25 protein-coding genes are annotated in these 24,650 nt (G+C 55.9%); 15 read left to right on the top strand and 10 right to left on the bottom strand.

From position 1 onward, the window contains the following. Positions 1 to 143 precede the first annotated feature (143 nt). Positions 144 to 2,249, bottom strand: a complete 2,106-nt coding sequence (locus BLU05_RS12940; RefSeq protein WP_091880606.1) for a S9 family peptidase — start codon at positions 2,247 to 2,249, stop codon at positions 144 to 146. Between the two features lie 812 nt (positions 2,250 to 3,061). Between BLU05_RS12940 and BLU05_RS12935 the strand changes: the two genes are divergently transcribed. Continuing rightward, positions 3,062 to 3,499 (top strand): Ros/MucR family transcriptional regulator, encoded by a 438-nt coding sequence (locus BLU05_RS12935; protein ID WP_091880604.1) that lies wholly within the window; start codon positions 3,062 to 3,064, stop codon positions 3,497 to 3,499. Between the two features lie 60 nt (positions 3,500 to 3,559). Here the strand turns inward: BLU05_RS12935 and BLU05_RS12930 are convergent, their stop codons facing one another. Then, the gene (locus BLU05_RS12930; RefSeq protein WP_091880603.1) at positions 3,560 to 3,862 is read right to left on the bottom strand and encodes a cytoplasmic protein; all 303 of its coding nucleotides are present in this window, start codon (positions 3,860 to 3,862) and stop codon (positions 3,560 to 3,562) included. Between the two features lie 195 nt (positions 3,863 to 4,057). On the opposite strand from BLU05_RS12930, the gene BLU05_RS12925 reads away from it, so the two are divergent. Together BLU05_RS12925 and BLU05_RS12920 are read left to right on the top strand one after the other, a co-directional pair. Then, positions 4,058 to 4,513, top strand: coding sequence for a helix-turn-helix domain-containing protein (locus BLU05_RS12925; protein ID WP_244518331.1), 456 nt, complete (start codon positions 4,058 to 4,060; stop codon positions 4,511 to 4,513). Positions 4,514 to 4,536: 23 nt separating this feature from the next. Beyond that, complete coding sequence (locus tag BLU05_RS12920) at positions 4,537 to 5,307, top strand: DUF6456 domain-containing protein (RefSeq protein WP_091880601.1); 771 nt, start codon at positions 4,537 to 4,539, stop codon at positions 5,305 to 5,307. Here the strand turns inward: BLU05_RS12920 and BLU05_RS12915 are convergent. Both BLU05_RS12915 and BLU05_RS12910 read right to left on the bottom strand, forming a co-directional pair. Then, positions 5,304 to 5,744 (bottom strand): SufE family protein, encoded by a 441-nt coding sequence (locus BLU05_RS12915; RefSeq protein ID WP_091880600.1) that lies wholly within the window; start codon positions 5,742 to 5,744, stop codon positions 5,304 to 5,306. The genes BLU05_RS12920 and BLU05_RS12915 overlap by 4 nt on opposite strands. 76 nt (positions 5,745 to 5,820) lie before the next feature. Continuing rightward, positions 5,821 to 6,348, bottom strand: coding sequence for a DUF5330 domain-containing protein (locus BLU05_RS12910; protein WP_091880598.1), 528 nt, complete (start codon positions 6,346 to 6,348; stop codon positions 5,821 to 5,823). A 316-nt stretch (positions 6,349 to 6,664) separates the two neighbouring features. Between BLU05_RS12910 and BLU05_RS12905 the strand changes: the two genes are divergently transcribed. Genes BLU05_RS12905 through BLU05_RS12895 form a run of 3 tightly spaced genes read left to right on the top strand, consistent with a single transcriptional unit; the run spans position 6,665 to position 9,699 of the window. Beyond that, positions 6,665 to 8,464: a sensor histidine kinase gene (locus tag BLU05_RS12905; RefSeq protein WP_091880597.1), complete on the top strand. Its 1,800-nt coding sequence runs from the start codon at positions 6,665 to 6,667 to the stop codon at positions 8,462 to 8,464. Continuing rightward, complete coding sequence (locus BLU05_RS12900) at positions 8,439 to 9,326, top strand: peptidoglycan-binding domain-containing protein (RefSeq protein ID WP_175540594.1); 888 nt, start codon at positions 8,439 to 8,441, stop codon at positions 9,324 to 9,326. The genes BLU05_RS12905 and BLU05_RS12900 overlap by 26 nt, the downstream gene beginning before the upstream one ends. Positions 9,327 to 9,351: 25 nt before the next feature. Then, positions 9,352 to 9,699: a DUF1491 family protein gene (locus tag BLU05_RS12895; RefSeq protein WP_091880594.1), complete on the top strand. Its 348-nt coding sequence runs from the start codon at positions 9,352 to 9,354 to the stop codon at positions 9,697 to 9,699. A 6-nt stretch (positions 9,700 to 9,705) separates the two neighbouring features. On the opposite strand, the gene BLU05_RS12890 is transcribed toward BLU05_RS12895, so the two are convergent. Then, positions 9,706 to 10,677, bottom strand: coding sequence for a DUF2336 domain-containing protein (locus BLU05_RS12890; RefSeq protein WP_091880592.1), 972 nt, complete (start codon positions 10,675 to 10,677; stop codon positions 9,706 to 9,708). Positions 10,678 to 10,930: 253 nt separating this feature from the next. Between BLU05_RS12890 and BLU05_RS12885 the strand changes: the two genes are divergently transcribed. After that, entirely contained in the window at positions 10,931 to 11,125 is a 195-nt protein-coding gene (locus BLU05_RS12885) for a hypothetical protein (protein WP_139210440.1), read from the top strand. A gap of 441 nt (positions 11,126 to 11,566) precedes the next feature. Here the strand turns inward: BLU05_RS12885 and BLU05_RS26200 are convergent, their stop codons facing one another. Beyond that, positions 11,567 to 11,716: a hypothetical protein gene (locus BLU05_RS26200; protein WP_175540593.1), complete on the bottom strand. Its 150-nt coding sequence runs from the start codon at positions 11,714 to 11,716 to the stop codon at positions 11,567 to 11,569. A gap of 55 nt (positions 11,717 to 11,771) precedes the next feature. Between BLU05_RS26200 and BLU05_RS12880 the strand changes: the two genes are divergently transcribed. Beyond that, a complete protein-coding gene (locus tag BLU05_RS12880) occupies positions 11,772 to 14,042 on the top strand; it encodes an autotransporter outer membrane beta-barrel domain-containing protein (protein ID WP_175540592.1) in 2,271 nt (756 codons plus the stop codon). Between the two features lie 82 nt (positions 14,043 to 14,124). On the opposite strand, the gene BLU05_RS12875 is transcribed toward BLU05_RS12880, so the two are convergent. Then, positions 14,125 to 15,177: a YdcF family protein gene (locus BLU05_RS12875; protein ID WP_091880588.1), complete on the bottom strand. Its 1,053-nt coding sequence runs from the start codon at positions 15,175 to 15,177 to the stop codon at positions 14,125 to 14,127. Between the two features lie 166 nt (positions 15,178 to 15,343). On the opposite strand from BLU05_RS12875, the gene BLU05_RS12870 reads away from it, so the two are divergent. Beyond that, complete coding sequence (locus BLU05_RS12870) at positions 15,344 to 15,631, top strand: YciI family protein (RefSeq protein WP_091880587.1); 288 nt, start codon at positions 15,344 to 15,346, stop codon at positions 15,629 to 15,631. On the opposite strand, the gene BLU05_RS12865 is transcribed toward BLU05_RS12870, so the two are convergent. From BLU05_RS12865 to BLU05_RS12855, 3 genes are read right to left on the bottom strand one after another with little or no spacing between them, the layout of a single operon-like run. Then, positions 15,632 to 16,177 (bottom strand): DUF1254 domain-containing protein, encoded by a 546-nt coding sequence (locus BLU05_RS12865; protein WP_091880585.1) that lies wholly within the window; start codon positions 16,175 to 16,177, stop codon positions 15,632 to 15,634. Then, the gene (locus tag BLU05_RS12860; protein WP_091880584.1) at positions 16,170 to 16,754 is read right to left on the bottom strand and encodes a DUF1214 domain-containing protein; all 585 of its coding nucleotides are present in this window, start codon (positions 16,752 to 16,754) and stop codon (positions 16,170 to 16,172) included. Before BLU05_RS12860 ends, BLU05_RS12865 begins: the two co-directional genes overlap by 8 nt. Before the next feature lie 48 nt (positions 16,755 to 16,802). Continuing rightward, positions 16,803 to 18,968, bottom strand: a complete 2,166-nt coding sequence (locus BLU05_RS12855) for a transglycosylase domain-containing protein (protein ID WP_091881149.1) — start codon at positions 18,966 to 18,968, stop codon at positions 16,803 to 16,805. Between the two features lie 294 nt (positions 18,969 to 19,262). Here BLU05_RS12855 and BLU05_RS12850 point away from each other — a divergent pair, with 294 nt between their 5' ends. From BLU05_RS12850 to BLU05_RS12825, 6 genes are all read left to right on the top strand, one after another. After that, on the top strand, positions 19,263 to 19,892 hold the full coding sequence (locus tag BLU05_RS12850; RefSeq protein WP_091881147.1) for a LysE family translocator: 630 nt from the start codon (positions 19,263 to 19,265) through the stop codon (positions 19,890 to 19,892). Between the two features lie 145 nt (positions 19,893 to 20,037). Continuing rightward, on the top strand, positions 20,038 to 20,532 hold the full coding sequence (locus BLU05_RS12845) for a hypothetical protein (protein ID WP_091880582.1): 495 nt from the start codon (positions 20,038 to 20,040) through the stop codon (positions 20,530 to 20,532). After that, entirely contained in the window at positions 20,507 to 21,751 is a 1,245-nt protein-coding gene (locus tag BLU05_RS12840; RefSeq protein ID WP_244518356.1) for a DNA-packaging protein, read from the top strand. The genes BLU05_RS12845 and BLU05_RS12840 overlap by 26 nt, the downstream gene beginning before the upstream one ends. A gap of 802 nt (positions 21,752 to 22,553) precedes the next feature. Beyond that, positions 22,554 to 23,717, top strand: a complete 1,164-nt coding sequence (locus tag BLU05_RS12835) for a phage portal protein (protein WP_091880579.1) — start codon at positions 22,554 to 22,556, stop codon at positions 23,715 to 23,717. Between the two features lie 18 nt (positions 23,718 to 23,735). Further along, on the top strand, positions 23,736 to 24,107 hold the full coding sequence (locus BLU05_RS12830; protein WP_091880578.1) for a DUF6107 family protein: 372 nt from the start codon (positions 23,736 to 23,738) through the stop codon (positions 24,105 to 24,107). Further along, positions 24,094 to 24,630 (top strand): HK97 family phage prohead protease, encoded by a 537-nt coding sequence (locus BLU05_RS12825; protein ID WP_091880576.1) that lies wholly within the window; start codon positions 24,094 to 24,096, stop codon positions 24,628 to 24,630. Before BLU05_RS12830 ends, BLU05_RS12825 begins: the two co-directional genes overlap by 14 nt. The last annotated feature ends 20 nt before the right edge of the window (positions 24,631 to 24,650 follow it).

The raw sequence follows: 24,650 nt of genomic DNA, 5'->3' as shown, positions 1-24,650 counted from the left end.
ACCTTGCTTCCCCACGAGCGCCTCATGCCTTTATAGCGGAAACAGCGATGTCTGTAACTGCGAGTCGACACAACATCAAACACATCTGCGCTACTGCCATCCGCTGGTTTTCGCGGATGGCTTGGTTGCATCCTCGTGGGCCATTAAACCTCCGCCTTGCCAACCAGCTTGAGGGCATAGGCATAGACATAGGCGACTTCTTCCAGCCGTGAGAACCGGCCAGACGCACCGGCATGGCCTGCATCCATGTTGATGCGGAAGAGCACGGGATTGTCATCGGTCTTCAGCTCCCGCAATTTCGCCACCCATTTTGCCGGTTCCCAGTAAGTCACGCGTGGATCGGTCAGCCCCGCCACTGCGAGAACAGGCGGATAGGCCTGCGCATGGACGTTGTCATAGGGCGAGTAGGAAGCCATATAGGCGTAATCGGTCGGCGAGGTGATCGGATTGCCCCATTCGGTCCATTCCGGCGGGGTGAGCGGCAAAGTATCGTCAAGCATCGTGTTGATGACATCAACGAACGGTACTTCGGCAATGATGCCGCCAAAGGCTTCCGGTGCCATGTTGGCGACGGCGCCCATCAACATGCCACCAGCCGAACCGCCCTGCGCGATGATGCGCTCATGGCTGGTGAAGCCCTCCGCAACCAGATGGCGGGCCGAGGCGATGAAATCCGTGAACGTGTTCTTCTTGTGCAGGCGTTTGCCATTGTCGTACCAGGCATAGCCCTTGTCCTTGCCACCGCGAATATGGGCAATGGCGTAAATGAAACCCCGATCGGCCAGCGACAGGCAACTGGTGCTGAAGCTTGAGGGAATGGTCATGCCGTAGGAGCCATAGCCATAGAGCAGGCAGGGCGCCGAGCCATCCAGTTTCGTATCACGGTGATAGACGATGGAAACCGGTACGGTTTCGCCATCGGACGCAGGAGCCAGCAAACGCCGGGTGATGTAATCATCCGGGTTGTGGCCGGAAGGCACTTCCTGCGTCTTGAGCAATGTACGCTCGCGTGTGCGCATATTGTAATCATAGAGCTGCGAGGGCGTGGTCATTGATGAATAGGAAAAGCGGATAACCTCGCTGTCATATTCAGGACTGCCCTGCAGGCCGAGCGAGAAAGCCTCTTCGTCAAAGGCAATGGCATGTTCTTCACCCGAATGGCGATTGCGGATGATGATACGGGGCAGGCTGTTCTCACGCTCCAGCCAAACCACATGGTCCTTGTAAGCGCCATGGCCGAGAAGCAGGCGGCCCGCTTTGTGGGCGACCACTTCAGTCCAGTTTTCCGGCTCCGGCGTCGTGACCGGCGTGCTCATGATCTTGAAATCCTTGGCACCATCGGCATTGGTAAGGATGTAGAAAACATCGCCGCCTTCGGTCAGGCTGTATTCCACGCCTGTCTGGCGTGCAGCAACAAGTTTTGGTTCCGAAGCGGCATTTCTGGCATCAAGTAGCCAGACCTCGGAAGTCTCGTGATCATGGCAATCGATGAAGATAAAATCGTCGAGCGAACTGCCGCCGACGCCCAGGAAGAACCCCGCATCCTTCTCCTCATGGATCAGGCGGTCGGTGCTCTCAGGCTGGCCAAGTTCATGATAGAAAAGACGGGAAGGGCGATGATTGGCATCCACCCTTGTATAGTAAAAGCCGTTGGAGTGGGCATTCCATACACCGCCACCGGATGTGTCGCTGACGAGATCATCCGCATCAGCACGCGTTGTCAGATCGCGCACTTTGAGCGTGTAGAATTCAGAACCCTTATCGTCAAAACCCCAGATCATTTTTGAATGATCAGGGGAATGGTCGGCGGAGCCGAGACTGAAATAGGCCTTGCCGTCACCTTCCAGATCACCATCGAGCAACATGGTCTGCTCACCGCCATCGCGCGGTGTACGGAAAAAACGTGGATGCTGTCCGCCCGTCTTGTAGGAAGTGCCATAGGCATAAGGTCCATCTTTTGATGGAACAGAGGAATCATCCTCCTTGATGCGGCCTTTCATTTCGTCAAAAAGCTTGGCCTGCAATGCCTTGGTATCGGCCATCAATGCCGATTGATAGGTGTTCTCCGCTTCCAGATGACTACGGATCGCAGGATCGAGCGTCGATGGGTCCTTGAAAACCTCCTGCCAGTTCTCAGCACGCATCCACGCATAGTCATCCACGCGGGTAATACCGTGGCGCGTATCGGAAACCGGATGCTTGGCGGATTGGGGAGCGGGAAGGGTGATGAAACGGGATGTGTTGGTCATAAAATGCTTTCAGGTGCAGTGGATAGGATGGGCAGGAGGGGCTGACGCGGATCATGCCAGCATATCGGACTCTTGCCAAAGCATACGATGACCACATCTGCAAAGGATTCGTCAATCCTGCTTAAGAAGCAGAGTGGCGGCACAGAACTACAACCATTACGTGCAATACCGTGGCCTTGCCTTTTTCTATTCCAGATTGTTTTACCAGTGGAGAGAACATCTTCATAAATAAAATGTTGCACATAACTTCTTGCAACAATACTGCCGTTATTTAAGCGAATGCACTGATATGGGCCGGTCGAAGGGCGGTTTCGGCTGATTTGGAGAGGCGTTTTGCCGGATCAACGTGGCTTTGTGGTTTTTTTGTTCATCTTGTGCGTAAATTGTCTATTTGGTCAAAAACAGAACTCTAACAATATTGTCATGAGTTATTCTATCGTAGGTTTCGCAACCGCACTCAGCAATATCCGTTATTATAGAATGCTTGTGAAATGAGGATTGGTTCCTCATTTTCGCCATTTTTGGTCTTAGTGGTGTTGTGTGGATGTTCACGTGTGAACATTTATGTTATCACATGTTTAATCGGATTTTGGCTTTCTTGCCTTAATCACCGTGAAGACCCAAGTAAATTCTATATCAAGGAAAAATTACAAATATTTCTTTTTTTGGTGAAGTATTGATTTGACAATTTGTGCTCTATCCTGAATACAGTGTGGCCATCAGTGTCAGGATTTCTGATATTTGCAGATTTATACTGCTTGCTTTCCCGAGTAATACCCAGTTTTCAAATTAGATGAAGGATTTGGACTTTGATGACAACATTCGACAATTCAAACACAGCTGCTGGTGATGTTCTTCTGGAGCTGACCGCTGAATTGGTTGCTGCTTATGTAAGCAATAATTCGGTGCCATCTGGCGATCTCCCAGCGCTTATTGCTGATGTCCACGCTGCTCTTGGTCGGGTCGGTAGTGGTGCAGAAGCAGTCGTCGCGATTCAGGAAAAGCCGAAACCTGCAATCAACCCAAAGAAATCCGTAGCGGACGATTACATCGTATGCCTCGAAGACGGCAAGAAATTCAAGTCTTTGAAGCGTCACCTGATGACCCATTATGGCCTTACCCCTGAACAGTACCGCGAAAAGTGGGATCTGGATGCATCCTATCCAATGGTTGCACCAAACTACGCCGCTGCTCGTTCGCGTCTGGCCAAGAACATGGGCCTCGGCCGCAAGCGTAAGAAGGCTGCTTAATAAGCGGCTCACGAATAATTTGCAAAGACGGCGCCTCTGGGCGCCGTTTTTGTTTGTGCCTCAATCCGCACGCACGGAAACTGGGATAGACTTCTGCAATGTATCCAAGGCCTGTTTGAGGCCGATATGACGGTTAAGATCATAGCTCCAGTGCCCTTTGCCGCCCTTGATCCTTTCTCTCTCGATCAGTCGCTTTAACCGCCTGCAATAGTTCAACCTGTCTGCAGGGCCGAGAGCGATCATGGTGTCGAGGTTCTCGCCGCAGAGAATTTGCAATGCGAGGCGTTGCCGCGCCGTCTCCCGCTCGGCTTCTCTGGTAGCCAGAAAAGTCTCCCGTTCTTTTATCCAGTCGATATGGGCCATGGTTCCATCCTTGATGTGGGATGGGGCATTATGGGGCGTTGGAATGAATGTAGGACAAAAGTCCTAGAAAATACTGCATTCAAAAGAAAAAACATTTGTAAAACAATTATATAACGCTTTTACGCGGCAAAACTTATCCACGGTCTTGATGGGAATATTATAAGAAGATATTCCTATAAATGAAGTGGAGCGAGAATGTCCGAGAATTTCCCTCATTTGATCAGCTCTGTCACCGAAGCGCGGGCGATGATCGATATTCTTCGTCAGCGTCGCTCAAGGCAACGGGTAATCAAGCCATTCATTCCCGATGATAACGAGCCGCTGGATGAGCGTCTCTTTCAGGTCTGCGACAGTGTTATCGATATTCTTTCAGGCTTTTTCAATGTCAGTGTCCGCGATCTTCGCTCACACTCCCGGTGCGAGCGTTCGGTGGCGCGAGTCCGGCAAATCGGCATGTATGTGGCTCATGTGACGTTGTCGCTGAGCATGTCAGAGGTCGGGCGCGCTTTTGGGCGTGACCGCAGCACGGTCAATCATGCCTGTCATCTCATTGAGGATATGCGTGACGAGCCGGAGTTTGACCGCATCATCAACACCATCGAGAATATTCTGAGGGCCGCCTTCCTGCGCAGTGGCATGGTGCGCCGATGAGTGTTGTCAGGAACGGTCTATTGATGCGCAGACTATTGTGTTTCCTCCGCAAGGCACCGGCGGAGGTCGTTGCATCAGGTAATGCAAAGCGCACGCTTGAGAGCGCAGCAGGCGGCGCAATTTCCGTTGAGCGGTCGACGATTGATCATGCTGTTCGTGAAGAATTGGCCCATTCACGCGGCGGCAAGCTCATAATCACCGACACGGGCAGGGCGTTCCTGCATCGCTTGGACGGTGAAGCAGATGCCTATGCCGCCCAGCATCGCAGCGAGGCAGTCATTGTGCTTGATGACGGCAATGGTTCAGCGCATGTACGCCGTAACGAAGCGGAATCTCCCCTTGGCCTGTTGCACAAGCGCAAGGATTCATCCGGCAAGCCTTTGATCAGTGAAGCAGCCTTCAAGGCGGGTGAGCGGCTGCGCAGCGATTACACGTTAGGCAATCTGATGCCGTCACTGGGCGTCAACTGGAATATTGCCGGTTCAGGCGCCAGCCATCGCAGTGGCAATGGTGTGCTTGAAATCACCGATGCAGCGCTGGCAGCGCGGCTACGGGTGGAGCGGGCGCTGGAAGCCGTTGGACCTGAACTGTCGGGCGTGTTGATTGATGTCTGCTGCTTTCTGAAAGGGCTGGAGGTTATCGAACGCGAAAGGCAATGGCCTGTCCGCTCGGCGAAGCTCATCCTGAAGACGGCGCTGGCTGCACTGGACCGGCATTACTATCCGCCATCACCATCACGGCGATCCCAGCGCATTATTCACTGGGGAACCGAGGATTATCGCCCGATACTCTAATGCTGCGTGGCTTGGGCTGACCCGAGGGCGGCCTGTGCCTCGTTGCGGATACGGCCAATCATGGAGCGCAAACCGTTGGAACGCTGGGGTGTCAGGTTCTCGTTCAATCCCAGTTTCTTCAAGATGGCTTCCGGATCGACAGCCAGGATTTCCGATGCCTTCTTGCCGGAATAGAGCACCATCATGATGGCAACGAGACCGCGCACGATATGCGCATCGGAATCACCGACAAACTCGATCACCGGGTCCGTGCCTTCGCTCAATGTGCTTTTCAGCCAGACCTGACTGACACAGCCATTGACCTTGTGCGCCGCATCGCGGGCGGTGTCTGGATAAGGTTTCAGTTCGCGGCCAAGATCAATGACATAGCGGTAGCGATCTTCCCAATCGTCAAGAAAGTCGAAATCCGCGATAATGTCGTCAATTGTCTGTGCCATAAAACAAGTCTCTGCTGTGATTAGGCACATATAGTGACGGGAAGCCTCCACGTCACCGTTTTTCCTGTCGCAGGGCTTACTTCTTTACAATGGTGCCGGTGGTCTTGTTGTCGACAGCACCCGAATGTTCGCGTTGACGAATGGCGACGTCGAGAATTTCGCGTAAGGCCATCTCGCGCAGTTTGGCTTTGATCAGATCGCTCTGGTTCGCCGTTGCGGTGGTAGGTTTGGTTTCGGCATCTTCATGCGCGGCAGCAACGGTCGCGTCAGCATTGTTTGTCTTGTTGCCGAGCTGTGTGTCGAGATACTGATAGCCGACTTTGGCAACCTCGCCGGCACGAACGCCTGCATTGTTAAGCGCGGCCTTGCCGGTTTCGCAGGCATCGGGATTGCGTGTGCAGAACTGGCTGAGATCGCTGATCGTGGCGCGCGCAGCAAAGAAAGCTTCAAGCGGGCCGGGCTGGGCGGTTCCTTGCGCATTGTCTTTCGGCCCGCCGGGAATGAACAGCGAGATCAGCATCATCCAGAAGCAGAACTTGATCGCAAACCTGATCAGGAAGAACATTTCAAAATCCTCTGTCGATACCCAACTTGCTTTCGACATTGCCACACAGACGGCAAAAACCCGTTGCGACGCGGTTTTGCATTTGAGTGATCATAGAAACCAAGGATTAAGAAATCTTGGCGACCAAAATGCCGCTTTCCCGATTCGACGGGCAAATGGGCGGCAACCCGAAACCCTTCATTTACCATGCATTGAAAAGCCCCCTCACATTTGCCCGAAACCGGTTGTGAGAGGCATCTGGTGCCCCGGTTTTATCCTTTCCTTAAAGCCTCGTCTGCGAAGGTTAACGGCGACATTGAAATGACCGTCAAGCATTTGGCCCCGGCCGGATCTTACGGATAGCAGGAAAAAACTGGTGCCGATTCATTCCGTCACACTGCCCAAGATTGCTGATGCCTTCAGGCGCCATTGCAAGCACTGGGTGAGCACATCTGTTGCCGGCGCCGCCGAACGCGACAGGGACGCCCGCATGGCCGGTGCATTTCTGGTTATGCCTGTGCTGCTGGCGGTTGCTCTTCTCACCAGCCATACATTGTTTAGTGAAGCCGGTGGCATGCTGAGCCTTGGCGTCGGGGTTTTTGCCCTGCCGATGATTTTCTGCGGCGCGCTTTCGCTTGTCCGTAACAGCACAATACTGGGTCTGGCTGCACTTGCATCCTATGGCGCGGCGATCGGCCTGATCAGTGTCACCGGTCCATCTGCCAATCTTCTGCTCTGGATCATGGCTGCAGCGATGCCGCTTGAAGCCTGGTTTGTCTATCGCTCGCAGAAATCCCTTGTTACGTCGACAGCAATCGCCGCCACCGTGCTTGCGATTCTCTTCAGTGTGTCGATGTGGATGGGCGGCAATGTCACCCTGACGGCGGTTTCGCTGCTGGCTTCGCTTGGTTATGGCGCTTCATTGCTCGTGCGTGCTGCCAGCGCGCTGGTTGCGCGTGGCCATGCAGCCCGCCGCGATGATCGGGTGGCCGATCTTGAAAATGCCATTGAAGGTGTGGTGATCGGCCTTGGCCGCGACGGTATGATCAATTCGCTGTCCTGCAAGGCGCAGGAACATTTCGGCATGGCCCGCAGCCTGCTGATCGGCACCACGCTGCTCGACCGTGTGCATATATCTGATCGCGTGCATTTCCTTTCCTTCCTGTCGGATTTGCGCGGCGGTGTGGCCGGAGCTTCCACGGAAGTAAAGTTGCGCTGTGTGGCTGCGAGCGCAGCACATACGGTTCGCTTTGCCACCTACCGCCTATCAGCCGTACCGCACAGTCAGGGTGATGGTTTCGTGGTCGTTGCCTCGGACATTTCCGGTGCCGTTGCTGACCGCTTCGCCCTGGATTCTGCCCGCACGCAGGTGGAAACAGCCGAGATCACCAAGGGCCGCTTCCTTGCTTCCGTCAGCCACGAATTGCGCACGCCGCTGAATTCCATCATCGGCTTCTCCGACGTGCTGCTGCAGGAGATTTGCGGCAAGCTGCCGGATGCCCGCCAGCGCGAATATGTTGAACTGGTACACCAATCAGGCACGCATCTGCTTTCCGTGGTCAATGCAATCCTCGACGTGTCGAAGATCGAGGCCGGAACCTATCCGATCATGGCCGAAAGCTTTGCCTTCAAGGATGCTGTGACCATGGTGCATGACATGATGGCGCATCAGGCCTCGCAGAAGAATGTCACCCTGTGTGATCGTGTGGGCAGGCATATCGGCGCTGTCGTTGCGGATCAGCGTGCCATTCAGCAGGTGCTGATCAATCTGGTGTCCAATGCGGTCAAGTTCACCGAAAGCGGCGGTGTAGTCACCCTTGATGCGGGCATCCATGATGACATGCTGGCTTTCTCCGTCAGCGATACCGGTATTGGCATTGCCGAAGCGGATTTGCAGACGCTGGGCCAGCCATTTCGTCAGGTGCAGAACGACTATACCCGCAAGCATGAAGGCACCGGCCTTGGTCTTGCAACCGTCCAGGGCCTGATCGGCCTGCATGGCGGCCAGATGGATATTCGCAGCCGTCCCGGACAGGGCACGGTGGTCAATGTTCTCATTCCACTCGCCGGTCCGCGCATCGAGCCGGTTCCGTTTGAACCGGTCAATATTGTTGAGTTCAGAGCGGACAGCGACAGTGAGGGAGGTTCCCATGCGGAAGCCCGTAAATCGGCCTGACAGCAAAAAGCGCCGCGCCCCCAAGCGCGGCCGTATGGCCGCTATTGCCATTGGGATCGGTGGGCTGATCGCCCGCAATCCGACTATCACAGGTGGTGCAACGGCCTTTCTGGTAACGCTCGGTTTCATATCAGCCAATGCGCTGTGGTATCAGCCGCAGGGTCATGATGGCGTGTTCTTCCGCACCCGCCCGGAACTGGTGTTCAAGCCGATCAAACATGACGGCACGGTATTCGGTACGCCGCAAAAGCAGAGTTCGGTTGACGCGCCCATACGAAAAGTCAATTCGGTGCCCGTACCGCAGGCCAATCCTGATCCAGTAGCTGCGGCTATCAATGGAGACCCTGTTTTGGCACCCGGCGGTGATCCGGAAGTGGCGAAGATGCAGCAGAAATTGCTGGCGCTCGGCTTCTACAACGGTACGGTGGATGGCCTTGCGGGCAAGGGAACCCGCGCCGCGATCGAGGCCTATCGCAAGGCGTCGGCAGAAATGGGTATCGAAACTCAGCCCGCTGTCGGCAATGCCAGCGACACCACCGCCAGCATCGCCATACCGGCGGCCAAACCTGATCATGGTCAGGAGAAAGCAACCGTTCAGACCATATCAGCCAAGTCTGACGACAAGATGCCAACAGGTGCGGGCGAGCAAACCGCAGGCAGCAATCTTGCTCCGGCGGAGATCGTTCGTATTCAGGCTGGCCTGCGCGCCTTCGGCAACGACAAGGTTGAGATCAGCGGCAAGGTTGGCGCCAATACGAAGAGCGCGATCAAGGAGTTCCAGACCCTGTTCAAGCTGCCGGTTACGGGTCAGCCCGATGCGAAACTATTTGCCAAAATGCAGGAAATCGGCCTGATCAACTGATCGGGGTGGTTACTGGAGAAGTGCAATGCGTCTGACATCGGAGTTCTGGGTTTCCGCACTGGTGCGCCGTATCAATGGCACTGGTGCTTTTGCCGCCCTCAGCAATAAGGGTGCGAGCGAAGCTGGCGCGATCTTCATCAAATTCCGCAATTCTGATGGCACCTACGACCTGTTCGGTCCGGCCCCGCAAATGGTCTATGACGAGATAAAGCCGGATGAGCGGCAGTTTACTCCGCTGAAATCATCCACTGCCGAAAGCGATGTCGACGCCGATCTGGAAAAGCAGAAGCGCTGGGATCGGGATTTGTGGATTGTCGAGATCGAAGATTATCGCGGTGAGCGTAGCGAACTTTTTCCGCTCGCCAAAGACTGATTGCCGTCAGGATACTTTGCGCGTTGACGACCCGGTGCCGCCACGTTCGAAATCCGCCGCCATTTCCCGCAATTTCTGCCGCAGCTTTTGCGAGTTTTCCTCGGTCTTCCAGCGATTGATGGTCGCCTGCGCCTTGTCCTGATCGATCTGCCGGTAGGACTGGACGAAGAGGCGCAGCGAGTGCAGATCCTTGTGAACGAGGCCGAACAGACCTGTCAGCACCAGATGCGCCGCTTCCGCCGATAGGCCGAGCGAGGCAAGTGCAATCGTCAGCTCCGCATTCAGGCTATGGCCGATGATGCGCTCGGCGGTTTCATTGTCGAGATCAAGCGCCTTGGCGAATTCACCACGGAAGAAGTGTGTTTGGTCGAGAAGCGCAGCATCAATCAAATGGTCTGCCAGCGCCTGATCCGTGGAAAGGCCGGCATCCGTATCGCGCATCAGGGCGCGCAGTGCCTCACGGGTTTCGCGCAGGCGCGGCGATTCTGTTTCCACACGGTCCAAAGGCTCTTCCTCATGGCTGACGGGCAATCCGGTCTGCAGCGCCAGGGCGCGGTCAATGGCCGGGTCGTGAAAATGACGCAGGGTTTGCAGAAGCGCAGCGTCCTCAATCTGTCGCCGCGCGATGGCGCGGGCATGGCCGATGCCTTTTTGCTGGATTAGGCCGATGAGATCAGCTGGTTTCAAAACCGGCGAGCGCAGCAGCAATGGCGCGCAAATATCCACATCATCCGCGGCAAGCGCGAGAATCAGGCGTTTCGGTGCATGGGGCATTTCGGAAAGGGCAGCGGCCGCATGACGGCGCACACGCGGCGAGGCGAGGGCGAGAAGCGGAACGGCAAGATCCTCAAGCTGACGGGCATCGCTCTTTGCCGGCCTTGCGACACAGCAGAAGGCGGTGATGGACGCGGTCAGGAGATCGTCAGCCTTGCTGCCGCCATTGCGGTCTTCAAGTGCCCGAAACTCAGGATACTTCACGAACACACTCCACTCGAACACTCAAGGACGCTATCAAACCATGGCTAAAATTAGCCACGAAGCGTTAGCAACCCGTTAACCATCGGGGTGTCTAATGAAATTATGCGCGAAATAAACGCGCGCGAGCTGATCGGGATCGATCAGCACCCCAAAGGGGTGGCAGGGCAGCCGCGTTATCAGCGCCCTGACCAGATGGCAGCAGGCATGAAGCGTTGCGTATCAAGGAGATCAACAGAGCAGACGGATGGATGAAATGGGTTTTGTCATCAGTTTTCCAAGCAGCGCCATGCGCCAGCGCATGGCAACCAAATCCGAACCGCGGGCGACACCCGCGCAGATCATGATTTTTCCGGGCGTGCGCTATGAGCGCGTTGCGAAAGACAATCGCACCCGTGACAAGGACAAGCCGGGCAGCCGGTTTTTTGATCCGACACCACAACCAAGCTAAATCAGCTTCGCCCGCACGATGGAGTTCGTCGGAGCGAAATTCCGACCAGATTTGCTTGCGCTATCTCGCCCGGTGATGACAGATCCCGGTCATTCGATCACGTTTGAAAAGCCTCGTGAGCCATAAGAGCGCGCAGCCCTTGCGCCATTCCTTATACAAAACATTGTCCCAATAATATTTCTAACGATCTGTAATTGAACGGGAATTGCGCGCAACACTCTTGCCGTAACCACGCCAGCAGGTTGTACTAGGTAGATTCACCGATTGCGCGTCCACGGCAATTATCGTCTCATACAACTATAGTAGTACGCATAAACACCAATTGCCCTGTCGCCGTCTTTTTTGAACCGCAACGAATATTAGGGACGATATTTCAATGTATTTTCACGCCAAAACTGCGGGTGTATCCGCACGTCACAACCTTACTGCAACCTTACGCAATCAGCTGTTGAAAAGCGTCTGCGCCGCATTGATCGTAACCGCGGGTTTCAGCGCGGCAAAGGCGCAGGTGATCCCGTCATCGGACGCGGCACATCCCGGCAACGATGCGGGGCGGCAATCAATGGAAGCCGCTGAGGATAGGGGGCTCATCGGGTCTCAACGTTCTGCTGACACGGATGGCCCGTTGGCCGCCGAGGAAATGAGAATGTTTGAGAATGTCAGGTTCGGCGGAGGGCTCAAACTGTTGGACGTCCCAGATGGCACCGTCAACGTTGAGGGTTATGGCCATGTGCTCGTCCACAGTGCGGGTATGCTCGGTGAACTGACGCCGAATAATGGAGCTGCCTGGGTCGACGCCGAGACCGGCAATGTTGCGGTTGGGAAAGGCGCAATTTTAACTGTCGGCGAACATGGCGTAACGCATGATCTGGTCGTGGATGGCGGCTATGCCTTCATTCATGGACTAAGCGGCAATACGATTGTCAACACTGGCGGGAGTTTACATGTCAGGGAAGAGGGCCGGATCGGGGTTCTCGCCATGAATGGCGGCAACGCATTTGTGGATGGAAAGGCCGGGAATGCCTTGATCGGTGGTGGGTGGTTGAATGTTGGTGCCAAAGGGGCAGTTGAAAATGTGCTGATGGACAACGGAGGCGCATTCATTAATGGCATCAGCCGCGATATTCAGGTCAATAACGGCGCGCAATTGAGTGTTCGTTCCGGCGGTGTGAGCCGCGATGTTCTTGTCAATGGTGGCACGGCCTTCATTGAGGGAAACAGCCGGGACGTTGCCGTCGGCCCCGGCGGTTCGCTTCTAGGCAATGGCACGGTGCGCGATCTGAGAGCGCTGGCCGGTGGCACCGTTGCTCCGGGAAATCCGGTCGGCACGCTGCATGTAACAGGTGATGCGACCTTCGACAGGGGCAGTATTTTTGATGTCGAAATTGCGCCGGACAAAAGCCGTTCGGATCGTTTGACCGTTGCCGGCGATGTCACGCTTTCGGGCGGCCGCGTAAACCTGCGGTTTGCAGGTCAGGACGCCCCCATGAGTGCACAGCAGATGCATGATTTGTTTCTCGGCCACTATACGATTTTGACATCGGACAAGCGCATCAACGGCGCTTTTGAAACCATCACCCCGCAATATAATTATATCTCTCCCTCCCTGACCTATGCCGCCGATGGCAGTGCCGTGGCTGTTGGCTTTGATTTGATTGATCCGGGCACCGGCAAGCCTTTGCAAGGGACGACGGATGAGCAGCCGCAACCCGGCGGCCACCCGGATGGCGGTGCAAAGCCGGAGACAGACCAGTCGAAAATGCAGCGCATCGAGGCAAAGGTGAAGAATATTGTTCTCGCGGATGCAACCTCACCCAACCAGAAGAGTGTAGGCGAAGCCATAAAGCAGCTTGATCTTGGCGATCCGCTGCTGGGCGCCGTGCTCTTCTCCAGCAGAGTTGAGGTTTTGAATTACGATGCGCCTTCGGGCGAAATTTACGCCTCGGCGCGCAACGTTCTGGCCGAAGATGGCCGCTTTATCCGCGATGCGGCCAATAGCCGGATCAGGGCTGCATTCACCGATGCCACAGGCTATAATGTTGCGCTGACGGAACGCACGGCCAAAGGCCCGGCGGTTGGGTTCAATTCGGCTGTTCCCACCACGGATTTGTGGGGCCATGCCTATGGTTCATGGGGCCATGCGCAGAGCGATGGCAATGCCGCCGCCTATAGCCGAAACACCGGTGGCATTGTCACCGGCGTGGACGGCAGGATTGCGGAAAAATGGCGGCTGGGCGTGCTTGCTGGCTATGGCAACACATCGCTGCATGGAGCCCAGTCTTCCGCCTCCGCCGATAGCTATCAGCTGGGTGTCTATGGCGGCACGAAGATGGATGCGCTGACCTTGAGCTTCGGCGCCGGTCTTGCCCATCACACCATCGATACGAACCGCAAAGTCCGCTTTGGCCATACTGCTGAAACCGACAGCGCATCCTACGCCGCCAATTCGGTGCAGGTGTTTGGCGAGGCTGCCTATCGCATTGATACACCTTACGTGACATTCGAACCCTTTGCCGACGCAGCCTATACCCACCTCAAAACTGACGGGTTCAAGGAAACCGGCGGCATTGCGGCCCTGTCAGGCGCATCGGCCACCACGGATCTGACCACGACCACCCTTGGGCTGCGAACCTCCTACAGTGTCGCTTTAAGCGAAAAGACCATGCTGACTGCCCGCGGCATGGCCGGGTGGAACCATGCCTTTGGCGATGTAACACCTGACGCGTCCATGGCGTTTGCCCATGGCAGGGCCTTCTCGATCAAGGGTCTGCCCGTGGCGCGGGATACGGCGCTCATCGAGGCTGGCCTCGACTTTGATATCGGCAGTGCCACCACTATCGGCGTCAGCTATACCGGCCAGTTTTCCAACCGCAGCCATGACAATGCCCTCAAGGCCGATCTGACTATCCGGTTCTAGGGCCCATGTTGAAGTACCGCCCGCCGGGGGAAACTCCGGTGGGTATGCTTCAAACAGTCAGGCATTTTTCGCGTTGCGGGATTTATTGCTGCAAACCGGGATAGGCCCAAAGCCCCGAGACGCGCATCAGATCGCGATAGATCACCAGCCGCTCATCCGCTGAAACCTTTGCCGCTTCCTCCAGTGTCGGTGCATCAAGCGCCACGACAGGCGTAACATTGGCACCGATAGCATATTGCTTTAGCGCATCTTCGAGCAGCGTGCGGGCACGGCGCATATGGCTGGAACTCGTCACCAGAATAACGCTGTCCGCCGTATGACGCTTCAGGAGATTGGCGACGTTGAGCACATTGCCGACCGTATCCTTGGACTTGTCTTCAATGAGGATGCGATCGCGGTCAACACCCTTTTCCACCAGCCATTTGGTCATAAGATCACCCTCGGTGACACCGGCCTGCGGCTGGCCGCCGGTGACCATGATGCGCGCCGTAGGGTTCGCCTGCGCGGCTTTCAGCGTTACATCCAATCGGTCGAGCAGCGGCTTTTCCATTGTGCCGTCCTTGGCCAGCGCATAGCCAAGCGCCACGATCATAACCTTGCCCTTGAGCGCAGGAATCTCCGCATTGGGTTTTTCCGCAATGATCTGTTCGGCGCGCACAAAACGCTGGCGATAGGCTTCCGCCTTGTCACGGTCGAGCCCTGAAAGCGCCTGATGGGCAAGGGTCGCGCCCGTCTCGTCATTGCCAATACGGGCGAGTGCCTCGATCCAAGCCTGCGCATCGAAGGAGGTCGGGTCCTTTGCCAGAATGTCTTCATAGGTGGCGCGGGCTTCGGTGACTTTCTTTTGCAGGATTTGCGAGGAGGCCACGGCAAAACGGAAATTCATCTGTTCGGGCGCAAGTTTCGAGGCTTCGGCAAAGGATTGCTCCACCACATCATAGCGGCCATGCAGGGTGATACCCTTGAAAATCTCCGCTTCCGCCTTTTTGACGTCGCCGCCACTCCAGTAATACTGCATGCCAGTATCGACCAAAGTCTTGATACGCTCGGCATTTTGCGGGTCAAAGGCGAGAGCAGGCAGCGAAACCCCAAGGGCGAGAAGGGCGGCAGTTCCGGCAATGATCAGACGTTTCATGGGAGCTTTCTTTGCGGCGTTGGATGTTTTTTCTACGGATAGGTTAACCGGCGAAATGGTTTTTGCAATCGGCGAAAATCGGATGTTTTTTGAAATTGTGCTGTTCTGTTCATCCTCTAGCACCCCTATATGAAATCCGTACTACAATCCCCCAGGAGTCCTCCCCATGTACGTTGTCTCGCTGAATTACGTCGCCCCGCTTGAAGAGCTTGATGCGGTTATCGATGGGCATATCGCCTTTCTCGACCATCACTATGCATCCGGGACATTTCTGGCATCGGGCCGCAAAGTGCCGCGCACCGGCGGCGTGATCCTCGCCAGAAGCGAGAGCGAAGAAGCCTTGCGCACAATTCTCACCGAAGACCCGTTCTGGCAGAAGAAACTGGCGACCTATGATATCCAGCAATTTGTGGCGACCAAGGCGCAAAAGGGGCTGGAAGCGCTGCTCGACTGATCAGAGCAGCGGCGAACAGTTGGCGCTTTTCAGAAAAGCGTCAACCTGCGCTTTCCACGACTGATCAGGCACAAAGCCGCGCACCACAACAAAGCCCTCATCCATATCCGCTTCGATCAGCACCGAATTGGCCGCTGAAACGGGCTTGGTCTTGTTAAGCTCGATCATCTGCAAGGGCCGTGCGACCACAAGATCGAGCTGATCTGCAATGGCGGTGCGGTCGTTGATCGAATAAATATTCTCGCCCTGCCGGTTATAGACCGAAATCGACCAGTAAGGCGCCGTGCCAAGACCAGTGATGTGGGCGGGAAGATCGGTGATATCGAAGCGGCAGGCCACCGCCTCAAACAGCGGATCAAGCGCCAGCGGCACTGTCTCCTGCGTGGCTTGCCGTACCACGGGGTGAAACGCCCAGTCCTCGCCATAATCAGAGATGCGCGACCACGCATTCCGATCGGAATAATAGGGCACGAGCAGCACCACGGCGACGTGGACAAGACCGGCGCCAATCAGGCCAAACAGCAGGGCGCGGAGGAATTTACCCATCGCAGCTCACCTTTTTGACCGTTGGGAAGGTCATATCGACCAGACCGGAATTGCTGCCGACGGGGGTGTCGTAAAGCGTCATAACCAGCACCATGCGGCCATCGCCTGTGGTGGCAAGCCAATTGCCTGTTTGTGCCTTCGGCGAGACATTGACGACGAACTTGCCGCTTTCGCTGCGGAAAATCTGGCGCGAATGCAAAGCTGGCAGCCGGTCCGCACCCGGATCAAGCGGGATAAGCGCCAGATCAGCAGGATAGAGCGTCCAGAAGCGGGAATTGGGGCTATTGCCGTCAATAGTGTAGGTGCATCGGCGGTTGAGAGCTTGGCCTTGATCGTCACGATAGGCATAGAAGGCAAGACCTTCCGCACTGCCCAGCGGAAACGCCCCCTCGCGCGCTGCCCGCGCCTTGGCGTAGGGGTCAGACTGCGGTGTACCCGCATCGGGATAGCCGGTCCATTGGCCAACGGTCAGCGTGCCAAAGCCGTCGAAGCGGTTGACGGCATACCACGCGCTCAGCGTTCCGCCGCCAACGGCGATCACAAGGGCAATGAGGACGAGGAGCACATTTCGAAGCATAGCGTCAGGACTACACGGGAGCGCTGGTCATAAGCAAGCACTGCGCGATCAAAGCGCAGAGACTTTCGCTGGCAGGACGGGCAGTTTCAGTTCCGGTGCTTCCTTTAGGGCCTGACCAATCTCACGTAAGGAGGTAACGGTTGCATTGGACAGAACGCGCGGACGCTCTTGCGCCTTGAGGGCATCAATATCGTCACCCGTTGCCGGTTTGGCTGCTGCCACCTTCTCCTGTTTCGGCATGGTGGGATCAATGCCCGGAATGGCCTTCAGATCGATATTCTGATGGGCATAATTCATGAAGCGCTGCCATGTCATGGCGGGCAAAATGCCGCCGGTCAATTCCTTGGTCGGGGTGAAATTATCATTCCCGAACCAGACGGCGGCGGTGTAATTGCCGGTAAAACCGACAAACCATGCATCGCGATAGCTCTGCGTGGTGCCGGTCTTGCCCGCCACGCGCGTCATTGGCAGGGCCGCGCGCCGTCCGGTGCCCCATTCGGGCACCTGCGACAGCATGATGTTCATATTGAATGCAGCCTTTTCCGTAAGGGCGCGATGCGGCTTATCCCCGTCGGCCTTCCAATCCCAGAGAACCTTGCCGTTCTGGTCGCTCATCTGCGTGAAGGCATGGCGTATACCGGCAATGCCGCCGGTGGCAAAGACATTATAGCCCGTTGCCTGATCCATGACGGTCATGCCTGATGTGCCGAGCACCATGGTCTTGTGCGAACTGATCACCGATTCCACGCCCATGGCCTTGGCCAGCGCTACGATAGGCGCGGTTGTCAGATAGTCCTTGGCGAGGCGTACAGGAACCGTGTTGATCGATTTGACCAGCGCGGTCGTCAGGTCGATCTGACCGAGATATTGACGGGAATAGTTCTGCGGCGACCAGTTGCCCCACGAAACAGCACCGCCTGAAATCATGGTCTTCGGGGTCATGCCTTTTTCCATGGCGGCGGCATAGACGTAAGGTTTGAACGAGGAACCCGCCTGACGCAGCGCTGCCGTGGCGCGGTTGAACTGGCTTTCACCATAGTCGCGGCCACCGACGATTGCCCGTACGGCACCATTGTTTTCGAGCACCACGACGGCAGCCTGCGTGACTTTATATTCCTTGCCGAACTGGCGCAGATGATATTCAGCCGATTCTTCGGCGGCTTTCTGGATGCCCGTATCAAGCGTCGTGCGCACCACCAAAGTGTGGGAGGGCAGTTTCTGGCCAACGCGGCGCACCTCGTCAAACGCCCAGTCGAGGAAATAATCAGGGCTTTCGGACCGGCCGCGATCCACAACCGTTGCGGGATTTCGCCGGGCACCAACAACCTGACCTTCAGTCATCAGACCGCCCTGCACGAGATTGCTGAGCACAACATTGGCGCGCGCACGGGCAGCAGGCAGATTGACATGCGGTGCATATTTGGCCGGAGCCTTGAACAGGCCTGCGAGCATGGCGGCCTCAGCCAGATTGACATCCTTGATGCTCTTGCCGAAATAGAATTCGGAGGCTGCCGCAATGCCGAATGTACCGCCCCCCATATAGGCGCGGTCGAGATAGGTCTGCAGGATTTCCTTTTTGGAAAGATTGGATTCCAGCCACAGCGCCAGAAAGGCTTCCTTGATCTTGCGATCAAGGCTGCGCTCATTGGTCAGGAACAGGTTTTTCGCCAGCTGCTGCGTGATGGTGGAACCACCCTGAACCACGGAATTGGCACGCAGATTTTCCGTCATGGCGCGGGAAAGGCCAAGAAAATCAATACCAAAATGGTCAAAGAAGCGACGGTCTTCCGTCGCAAGAACAGCCTTGATCACATGGTCAGGCAATTCATCGATGGGAACGGCGCTCCGATGCAGAATACCCCGCTGGCCGATCTCGTTGCCGTAGCGATCAAGGAAGGTAACGGCAAAATCGTCGCGCGTGCGCCAGTTCTTTTCGGTATCATGGAAGGCGGGAATGGCAAGCGTCAGCATCACCACGGAACCGGCGGTGCCCCAGGTAAAACCTTCACTGAGCACCTCCACAACCGCGCGCCGCCAGCCTGATACGTGGAAGCGGCGGAAGAAGATCGTTGTATCTTCCCAGAATTCGGCAAGGCGGAAACGCAACTCGTAGAGCGACGAATCAATCCACGCATCAAGTCCGAGCAGCGGCGAGACCTTGAATCGCTTGGGTTTGTTCTTGGCCAGAGTGTCTTTGGCCCGAGGCTCGTTCATCATGCCAATCTCTTGTCTGCCTGTCGTCAGCCAACGTCTTCTCGCGAAGATATGGTGTAGCCGATTACGCTTAACAGCTTCTTATGATGGCCGTTATAAGGCTTGGGCAGTCCGTTTCATCCCTTCCTATCTTGAGGAAAAATCTAACTCTTTTTATTGTCATGCCACAAGGGGTAGGGGGATTCGCACCAAGATTTGATGGGTTTTGGGCTTTTAAAAATTCCGCCGAAAATTCCACTTGCAATTGTTTTGCGGCGATGGATTGCTGTGTTTTTGGGTTGGGAGAAAACAAGCATGTCTATTGAACATTGGCTGGCATTCGTCGCGGCATCGGCAATCCTTCTGGCGATTCCCGGACCAACCATTCTGCTTGTTATTTCCTATGCGCTTGGTCATGGCCGTCGCTTTGCCGCTGCAACCGTTGCGGGTGTGGCGCTGGGTGATTTTACCGCTATGACCGCTTCGATGCTCGGCCTTGGTGCGCTGCTTGCGGCCTCTGCTGCTATCTTCACTGTACTCAAATGGATCGGGGCAGCCTATTTGATTTATCTCGGTATCAAACTCTGGCGCGCTCCAGTTGCCGATACCGCTGCGAGTGATACTCCCGAGACGAATGAAAGTGCGCTGCGTATTTTTCTGCATACCTATGTGGTGACGGCGCTGAACCCGAAAAGCATCATTTTCTTCGTGGCCTTCCTGCCGCAGTTTCTCGACACAACACGTCCGGTTTTTACCCAGATGGTGATCTTTGAAACGACATTCCTTGTGCTTGCGACACTCAACGCTGGCACCTACGCGCTGATGGCATCCATGGCGCGCCAGACTATCCGCAAGCCAAAAGTCCAACGCATCGTCAATCGCACCGGTGGATCGTTGATGATTGGGGCGGGCCTGCTGGCACTGGGCTGGAAGAAAGCCGCCTGACTATTCAAAGACTTAAAAGAAAATAATCATATTTAGGAAAATAGTCCTTGACTGCGTAACGGAACTCCTGTAGGTTCTGGTTATCGTCAGAAATGTGTCCGGAAAATTCCACCGGCGAACGAACTGACATCCCCAAGGATTATCCATGACAATGATGACGCGCGGCGAGCAATCGCTCTGTCGACGGCATTCCTATGATCTCTGTCGGCATTACGGAATTTCAACGGATGAAATGGCGCCGGTATTTGGGGTCAGCAAAGCGGAATTTGAGCTGCTTGTCATCGATGACGGGCTGACGCTGCAATATCTCGAATGTCAAAATAGTGAACTTACCCTTATTCGCGATCTCATGGAGCTTTTGCGCAAGGAGCTGGGTCAGTTGCAACTAGGCGATGAAACGGCGTCAGCCAAGACGCGGCTGGATGCGTTGGCGCAACTGGCACGGACCATGGACCGGCTCAGTGAAATGCAGCAGAAGCGGACCGAACAGCAACGCTCCATCGTGATGTTGGGTCCGGATGAATTGCGTGAAGTGCTGGTTCGCATTGATGGAAGAATCCATGAACTTGCCCTATGCCGAGCTGATCAACTGGTGCGCCAACAATCTCAGCCCCATGCAGATACAGGCTTTGACCAATGAATGGATATTTCAGGGACGGGCCAGTCAACAGCCGCCATATCATGACTGGCGCACGTGGCTGATCCTTGGCGGGCGGGGTTCCGGCAAGACCCGCGCCGGAGCCGAGTGGGTCAACAGCATTGTGCATGGATTTCCGCCATTCAAATCGCCAGCCGCGCTCAACATCGCACTGGTTGGTGAAACCCTTGCGGATGTGCGCGAAGTTATGATTGACGGGCCGTCCGGCATCATGGCGGTGTCGCGGACTGAACGCCCGCGCTTTGAGGCAACGCGCCGGCGGCTCATCTGGGCCAATGGCGCGACGGCGGCGATGTTTTCATCCGAAGATCCGGATAGTTTGCGCGGACCGCAATTTGGCGCGGCTTGGTGTGATGAGCTGGGGAAATGGAAACATGCGCAGGAAACCTGGGACATGCTGCAATTTGGTTTGCGGCTTGGCGACAATCCGAAGCAGGTTGTAACAACAACACCAAAGCCGACCGCCTCGCTGAAGGCTTTGATGAACGACAGAACTGTTTTGGTGAGCCGGATGCGCACCGCCGAGAATAATGCCAATCTGGCCCAGAGCTTTCTTGCGCATATGGAAAAGCTTTACGGTGGAACGCGGCTGGGACGACAGGAGCTAGATGGCGAACTGATTGAGGAGCGCCGCGATGCCCTGTGGTCGCGGACGATGATGGAAGAGATTTATCGTGCCGACATCCCGGAAATGCAAAGGATTATCGTCGCCATTGATCCGCCAGCCAGCGCAACGCGAAAGTCCGACGCTTGCGGGATCGTTGCTGCAGGGGTCGATGCGGAAGGTATGGGGTGGATACTCGCCGATGAGAGTTTTGGTCCGGCCAAACCTATTCAATGGGCCAAACGTTCCACCCAGCTGTTCTACAGGCTGGAGGCCGATCTGATCGTGGCTGAGATAAACCAGGGCGGCGATATGGTTGCCGCTGTTATCGCTGCTGAGGATAACACTGTGCCAGTTCGTGGCGTGCGGGCCAATCGCGGCAAAGCGCTGCGGGCTGAGCCCATCGCCGCATTATATGAACAGGGCAAGGTTCGGCACGCCGGCCGCTTTCCCGCGCTGGAGGATGAAATGTGTGATTTCACTCATGCAGGATTGTCGAGTGGACGTTCGCCCGACCGTGTTGATGCGTTGGTCTGGGCTCTGAGCGAACTGATGCTGAAAAAAGAAACAAGCCCACGCATTCGCGTTGTGGGCTAAACCTCGGGTTGCTTGGAAAAGTGGAGAGATTAATGTAAGGTCTTGGAGTGGGATGCGAGCTTTCGCCCGCACCCCTTTTCCTAGAATATGAAATTGACCCGGATGACGAGCTGCCAGCTGGTCCGGGTCTTTTTCATTTCCAGGGTGATGCTAAGTGGTAGATACCACATCATTCACCTCCAAGTTTGAGAGCAAGGCCATTGCTGTGGTCGGGAGGCCTATCGTCCCGATACACCGGCTGGCTCGGTGTGTGCTGCTTCGCTCTCAAAACTCGTTCTCGCTCAATACTTTGCCGGGTTTTTCGAACAGGTCCACGAAGGCAGAGTTGTAATTGCGTTCGCTCTGGCGGAACTGGGTTGTCTTGAGACCGGGGAACTCAATTCCCGAATGGGGTGTCCACTCTGGGTTGCTTGGAAAGACCGGGAAATTATAGTAAGGTCTTGGAGTGGGACGCGAGCTTTCGCCCGCGCCCCTTTTCTTAGATGATGTATTGAACCCGGATGACCAGCGTCCAGCTAGTCCGGGTTCTTTTCATTTCTAAGGTAATGTTAAGTGGCAGATACCACATCATTTACCTCCAAGTTTGCGAGCAAGGCCATTGCTGTGGTCGGGAGGCCCATCGTCCCGATACACCGGCTGGCTCGGTGTTTACTGCTTCGCTCGCAAAACTCGTTCTCGCTCAATACTTTGCCGGGTTTTTCGAATAGGTCCACGAATGCAGGGTTGAAACGACAGCGCGAACTGCTTCGCGTGGTTGTTCCCCTGATTTGATCCATCTCAACAATCAGAGAGAATATTTTCCATGGCACTTCATTGGCCGTGGCGCTGGCGCGCTGCGAATGAACATCCGCGTCTTAACACCAAGGCCGCGCAAGGATTTGTAGCGCTGCAATTTGACCGGGAGGCACGCTGGTCGCAGAGTGGATACACCGGTCTGTCGCGCCAAGGATTTATGCGTAACCCGATTGTCTACCGGTGTGTGCGCCTTTTGGCGGAAGCTGCCGCTGCAACCCCCTGGCTACTCTACGAAGGGCGGACGGAACACACGCAGCATCCATTGCTTGATCTGTTGTCAGACCCACATCGCGGCGCCGATGGAGCAAGCCTGTTCGAAACGCTGTACGGTCATCTTCTGCTTTCTGGCAACGCCTATATCGAGCGGGTTAGCGCCGGGAATGGTGCAGCCGAATTGCATCTGCTGCGCCCGGATCGCGTGCGCGTCATCACTGGCGATAATGGATGGCCGGTGGCTTTGGGCTATGGCGTTGGTGCCAGCAAGCGAACCATTGGGCTTGATGACGGTCAGGCGCTGCATCTCAAGCTGTTTCATCCGCTTGATGATCATTATGGCTTTGCACCGCTTGAAGCGGCCCTGATGGCGCTCGACATTCACAACGCGTCCGGTGTCTGGAACAAGGCGCTGCTCGATAATTCCGCGCGTCCATCAGGCGCGCTGGTTTATGCGCCTGCAGATACGGCACGTTTGACCGAAGCTCAGTTCGACAGGCTGAAGACGGAACTGGAAGAGGGGTATACCGGCGCAGCCAAGGCGGGACGCCCTTTATTGCTCGAAGGCGGGCTCGACTGGAAATCCATGGGCCTGTCGCCGCGTGATATGGACTTCATTGCTGCCAAAAATGCTGCCAGCCGCGATATTGCTTTGGCCTTCGGTATTCCGCCCATGCTGCTCGGCATTCCCGGTGACAACACCTATGCCAATTATGCCGAAGCCAATCGTGCATTTTATCGTCTGGCGGTGATTCCGCTGATCACGCGTACGGCCAAGGCGATCGGGAATTGGCTCGGTCCTGTTTATGGCGAACGGCTACGGTTGGAACCGGATTTCGATCGCATTGATGGGCTGTCCATGGAGCGTGATGCATTGTGGCAGCGTATGTCTGCTGCGCCATTCCTAAGCGATGACGAGAAGAGAGAGGCTGTGGGATACGCCCGCAAGCCTGATTAAATTTTCGGGAGAAAGATCATGACAAACTGGTCCGATGCCGCCTGGATTCTGGCGGCAAAGGCGGCTGGTGCCATCGCAGGTTCCGCCGTCTCACTTGCCTATATGCTGCCGAAGGACAAGAGCGAGGCAGCCATCCGCTTTATCGTTGGTATAGTCTGCGGGCTCGCCTTTGGCGGGCTGGCCGGCGTGAAGATTGCGTCCGAACTTGATATTGGCGGCCAGCTTGGCGATGGCGAATTGATGCTGATGGGCGCCGCCGCTGCCAGTCTGGCGGCGTGGACGGCACTAGGCATTTTTGCCCGTATCACAGCGCGCATGGGTGAATCAAAATCTCCGCTGGATGGCCCAAGCTCTTCAACAAAAAGGGATATCGCCAATGCTGGAAAATGAGCGAATTGAAAAGAAGTTTGCCGGACTGGCAATAGAACGGGTCGAACTGGACGGAAGTTTCTCCGGCTATGCCAGCCTGTTCGGTGAAGTCGATCTTGGCAAGGATGTGATTGCTCCGGGTGCGTTTGCAGCGTCCATTCGCAAGCGCGGCATCTCCGGTATCCGGATGCTTTGGCAGCACGATGCCAACGAGCCTATCGGCATCTGGACGCGTATCAATGAGGACAGCCGCGGCCTTTATGTCGAGGGGCGTCTGACAACAGGTGTTACGCGCGGTCGCGAGGTACTGGAGTTGATGCGGGCAGGGGCAATCGATGGACTTTCCATTGGCTTTCGCACCGTAAAGGCGAGGGCTGACGGCGCTGGCGTCAGGCGTATTCTCGAGGCTGATCTGTGGGAAATCTCTGTCGTGACATTTCCGATGTTGCCTTCCGCGCGGGTGGGGCAGGTCAAGGCATTGCATCCGATTGATGCGGTGCTGGCGGTAAGCCTGCGGGCCGCCGCCCGGCGTATCCGCGCTTGAATCATTCTATTCACTTCACA

The organism is Phyllobacterium sp. OV277 (assembly GCF_900104355.1).
In the GTDB taxonomy this organism is placed as follows: domain Bacteria; phylum Pseudomonadota; class Alphaproteobacteria; order Rhizobiales; family Rhizobiaceae; genus Phyllobacterium.
Note: the sequence above shows the minus strand (reverse complement) of the source record. Positions and strands in the feature narration are given on the sequence as shown.

Coding starts and splice junctions, on each gene's coding strand:
- BLU05_RS12935 (WP_091880604.1), top strand. CDS start 3,062: ATGACAACATTCGACAATTCAAACACAGCTGCTGGTGATGTTCTTCTG.
- BLU05_RS12880 (WP_175540592.1), top strand. CDS start 11,772: ATGTTTGAGAATGTCAGGTTCGGCGGAGGGCTCAAACTGTTGGACGTC.
- BLU05_RS12870 (WP_091880587.1), top strand. CDS start 15,344: ATGTACGTTGTCTCGCTGAATTACGTCGCCCCGCTTGAAGAGCTTGAT.
- BLU05_RS12885 (WP_139210440.1), top strand. CDS start 10,931: ATGGGTTTTGTCATCAGTTTTCCAAGCAGCGCCATGCGCCAGCGCATG.
- BLU05_RS12835 (WP_091880579.1), top strand. CDS start 22,554: ATGGCACTTCATTGGCCGTGGCGCTGGCGCGCTGCGAATGAACATCCG.
- BLU05_RS12920 (WP_091880601.1), top strand. CDS start 4,537: ATGCGCAGACTATTGTGTTTCCTCCGCAAGGCACCGGCGGAGGTCGTT.
- BLU05_RS12830 (WP_091880578.1), top strand. CDS start 23,736: ATGACAAACTGGTCCGATGCCGCCTGGATTCTGGCGGCAAAGGCGGCT.
- BLU05_RS12940 (WP_091880606.1), bottom strand. CDS start 2,249: ATGACCAACACATCCCGTTTCATCACCCTTCCCGCTCCCCAATCCGCC.
- BLU05_RS12855 (WP_091881149.1), bottom strand. CDS start 18,968: ATGAACGAGCCTCGGGCCAAAGACACTCTGGCCAAGAACAAACCCAAG.
- BLU05_RS12825 (WP_091880576.1), top strand. CDS start 24,094: ATGCTGGAAAATGAGCGAATTGAAAAGAAGTTTGCCGGACTGGCAATA.
- BLU05_RS12930 (WP_091880603.1), bottom strand. CDS start 3,862: ATGGCCCATATCGACTGGATAAAAGAACGGGAGACTTTTCTGGCTACC.
- BLU05_RS12915 (WP_091880600.1), bottom strand. CDS start 5,744: ATGGCACAGACAATTGACGACATTATCGCGGATTTCGACTTTCTTGAC.
- BLU05_RS12925 (WP_244518331.1), top strand. CDS start 4,058: ATGTCCGAGAATTTCCCTCATTTGATCAGCTCTGTCACCGAAGCGCGG.
- BLU05_RS12910 (WP_091880598.1), bottom strand. CDS start 6,348: ATGTCGAAAGCAAGTTGGGTATCGACAGAGGATTTTGAAATGTTCTTC.
- BLU05_RS12860 (WP_091880584.1), bottom strand. CDS start 16,754: ATGCTTCGAAATGTGCTCCTCGTCCTCATTGCCCTTGTGATCGCCGTT.
- BLU05_RS12875 (WP_091880588.1), bottom strand. CDS start 15,177: ATGAAACGTCTGATCATTGCCGGAACTGCCGCCCTTCTCGCCCTTGGG.
- BLU05_RS12845 (WP_091880582.1), top strand. CDS start 20,038: ATGACAATGATGACGCGCGGCGAGCAATCGCTCTGTCGACGGCATTCC.
- BLU05_RS26200 (WP_175540593.1), bottom strand. CDS start 11,716: ATGAGCCCCCTATCCTCAGCGGCTTCCATTGATTGCCGCCCCGCATCG.
- BLU05_RS12850 (WP_091881147.1), top strand. CDS start 19,263: ATGTCTATTGAACATTGGCTGGCATTCGTCGCGGCATCGGCAATCCTT.
- BLU05_RS12840 (WP_244518356.1), top strand. CDS start 20,507: ATGCAGATACAGGCTTTGACCAATGAATGGATATTTCAGGGACGGGCC.
- BLU05_RS12865 (WP_091880585.1), bottom strand. CDS start 16,177: ATGGGTAAATTCCTCCGCGCCCTGCTGTTTGGCCTGATTGGCGCCGGT.
- BLU05_RS12895 (WP_091880594.1), top strand. CDS start 9,352: ATGCGTCTGACATCGGAGTTCTGGGTTTCCGCACTGGTGCGCCGTATC.
- BLU05_RS12900 (WP_175540594.1), top strand. CDS start 8,439: ATGCGGAAGCCCGTAAATCGGCCTGACAGCAAAAAGCGCCGCGCCCCC.